This window comes from Mycobacterium sp. (genome assembly GCF_052143115.1).
In the GTDB taxonomy this organism is placed as follows: domain Bacteria; phylum Actinomycetota; class Actinomycetes; order Mycobacteriales; family Mycobacteriaceae; genus Mycobacterium.
The window spans coordinates 1-2,738 of the sequence record NZ_JBKQTQ010000277.1; the positions used below are offsets into that span (position 1 = coordinate 1).

Genomic DNA, 2,738 nt, shown 5'->3' on the forward strand with positions numbered 1-2,738 from the left:
AGCCCATCGGCACTCAAGACGATCCCAGAAGCCATCAGGGGGTAGCCGCCTTGGTTGATTTGCAGTGTCACCACACTGGGCAACACCTTTGCCGCCACCTGCTCTATCGAGAATGCGCGGGGATCGGGCCGGTTTAGGGCAGAATCAGCAGCCACGGATTGGCTGCCGACAGCCTTTGGATGGACAAGCACCACAACAGCGGTACAGATCGCTGCGACAAGCCCCGCCACCTCCAGGGCACGCACAATCAAGCGCCTAACGCGAGCCAGCCCCGGTCGCCGCGCGGTACGCGTGGCCGCCCGATGAGACGGGTACCTGCGGGCGCGCCGGAGATGCGGCCGCACAGCTGGGTTATTCGGCTCATGCCCCTGCACTCCAGACATAGGCATCACGCGGCGACCGCCGTGGCCAGCTGACATGAGTGGTCTCCTTACCTTTTCGTTGGCGCCCACGCGTGGCGTTGGCCGACACGTCGAAGTCCCTGGGGCTCAACGACGTTGCCGAACCGGTCTGCGAGTACGTCATCTCGGCGATGGCGTCGGTCGCGAGCAGAGTTGCGCGCAAGCCGCTTTCGCGTGTTACGTGCTGTCAGATCGGCTCTTGTTTAGAGTGCCGCGTTCGCATACGTCTGTCGCTACCGGCAACGCCAATCGATATACCCCGCTAGCGGGTATCGCGTGTGAAAGGTGCTGCCTTTCTGGCGAATTGTCAGAAATGATCTGGGCCGACCTGAGGCCTTCTCATCACCTCCATCACGGCGGTTGGGATTTTCTGCTGCGACCGTGTGCCCGATGTCTCGTTGAGAGCGGCCTTAGTGTGGCGCTGGCGTCCGATCAACCACCGAAGTACCAGGCGTGCTACCGGCATAGTGCTTACGCTCTATGGAGATCGAGCTTGGTCGTGAACCGCCCAAGCAGAACCGTGATGCCACGGCTTCAACGCGGCCGAGGGGAAGCTCGCACACAACTTGACACTCTGCCCGTGCCGTGCGCCCTCCCACCCGAGCCAGAGATTGGTCGTCAGTTTCTTTGCGGTTTAAGTCCGGTCTGTGCGCACCTGCCCGACTCAGCGCGGCACTGTTGCGCGGCTACTCAAGCGGTATCGCAAACATTGTGCGCCTTTCGGCCGCCATGGAAGAGCGCCGTGTTGGCCGGCTGGGTGTGCCGTTACCCGGCGAGTCCGAGAGCGTCCCGGATAGCGGCCCCGGACAGGGCGGCCTTGGGGATGAAGGCCAGAGCCGGGCTGGCAGCGACCAGTTCGGCGAAGTCCTCCTCGGCGTGCGTGGAGATCAAGATAGTCGGCACGTCGGCGCCGAACCCGTTCCGGTGAAGCCGCTCGACGAGTTCAAAACCGCTCTCGTCGCCCAGATCGATGTCGACAAGCGTCACGTCGGGCCGCAGGTTCTCGACACACTGCAGCCCTTCTGCGGAGGAGCTCGCCACCGCGACCACCCTGATTCCCTGATGCTCCAGCAACCGCGTCGCCGCATCGAGGAAATCGCGGTTGTCGTCGACAATGACGCACCGCATCCGATCACCTAGTCTCACCAGTTCAGTTTGGAGTAGCGACGGACCGATCGCATGGACGCTAGCAGGAAATTCGCCCCGAGTCGGGAAGGATCGGCGGGCCTGCTGTGACGCCGGTCGCACCCAGGAGACTGGCGGGCTGCGTAGCCGGGCGCAGGGTTACTGATCGGCGGCCAGGTACCGGCTACCGGGGAGGCGCGGACTGCGGCTGACCAGAACCCGCCATGGTTGCCAGCGGTGCAGACGTGGGCCAGCGCGGACGCAAATGTAAGGCGGGTAGCCGGATAGACGCCGTTCGGGCGCGACACGAGAGGTGCATCATGACCCTGCCAGTGGAATTGACTGCCGACGCGGACCCTACGGCCGGCTTTGAAAACCAAGTCGCTCCTGTGCTCGGCGACTTACACCGGCAGGCGCTGCGGATGACCCGCCATCACGCCGATGCCGAAGACCTGGTCCAGGACACGCTGGCAAAAGCCTTCGCCGGGTTTGACTCCTTCCGGCCGGACACCAACATCGGCGCCTGGCTGTACCGAATCCTGTTCAACACCCACATCAGCAATTGCCGCAAAGCCCAGCGGCGTCCAGTACAGCATTTGGCGGAGGCGATTTCGGATCTGCAAGTGATGGTGAGCGCTGCGCATTCGGCAACGGGAATGCCGTCGGCGGAAGACCAAGCGCTGAAAAGAATTGGCGACCACGACGTCATCACCGCAATGCGGGCCCTGCCTGAGCAGTTCCGCCTCACCGTTTACTACGCGGATATCCAGGGACTCCCGTGCAAGGAGATCGCCACAGTGATGAACACGCCGATCGGAACCGTGGTGTCGCGCCTGCATCGCGGGCGCCGCCGACTACGCAGGCTGCTCACCGAGGTTGGCCGGAACGAGGGCTACGGCAACTCATGGGGCCTGGCGCAAACGGCTTGAAGGGCCTGCTTAGAGCCGGCGCCACAGTGACACCGATCAGCTGCAAGTCACCGCGAGTCGAGAAACGTGATCACCGCGCGGACGCGACGATGGTCGTCGCCGGTCTCCGGTAAGCCGAGTTTGGTGAGGATGCTGCGGACGTGCTTTTCGACCGTGCCCTCGGTCACCCACAACTGCCGCGCGATGCCGGCATTGGATCGGCCCTCGGCCATCAACTCCAGCACCTCGAATTCGCGCGGCGACAGTACCGACAGCGGATCGTTGCGGCGCCGTCCGGATACCA

3 protein-coding genes and 1 pseudogene are annotated in these 2,738 nt (G+C 63.7%); 1 reads left to right on the forward strand and 3 read right to left on the reverse strand.

The features are described 5' to 3' along the window. Both ACLQI9_RS27015 and ACLQI9_RS27020 read right to left on the reverse strand, forming a co-directional pair. Nucleotides 1-245: pseudogene (locus tag ACLQI9_RS27015) on the reverse strand (hypothetical protein); the annotation flags it as partial. 921 nt (nt 246-1,166) lie between these two features. Then, nucleotides 1,167-1,547, reverse strand: a complete 381-nt coding sequence (locus ACLQI9_RS27020) for a response regulator (protein ID WP_442392420.1) — start codon at nt 1,545-1,547, stop codon at nt 1,167-1,169. A gap of 203 nt (nt 1,548-1,750) precedes the next feature. On the opposite strand from ACLQI9_RS27020, the gene ACLQI9_RS27025 reads away from it, so the two are divergent. Beyond that, nucleotides 1,751-2,455, forward strand: a complete 705-nt coding sequence (locus ACLQI9_RS27025) for a sigma-70 family RNA polymerase sigma factor (protein ID WP_442384912.1) — start codon at nt 1,751-1,753, stop codon at nt 2,453-2,455. 47 nt (nt 2,456-2,502) lie between these two features. On the opposite strand, the gene ACLQI9_RS27030 is transcribed toward ACLQI9_RS27025, so the two are convergent. Continuing rightward, nucleotides 2,503-2,738, reverse strand: a 236-nt coding sequence (locus ACLQI9_RS27030) for a response regulator transcription factor (RefSeq protein WP_442392421.1), incomplete at its 5' end; no start/stop codon positions are given.

Excerpts from the sequence above, each read along its gene's own strand:
- ACLQI9_RS27025 (WP_442384912.1), top strand. The coding sequence starts at position 1,751 with ATGGTTGCCAGCGGTGCAGACGTGGGCCAGCGCGGACGCAAATGTAAG.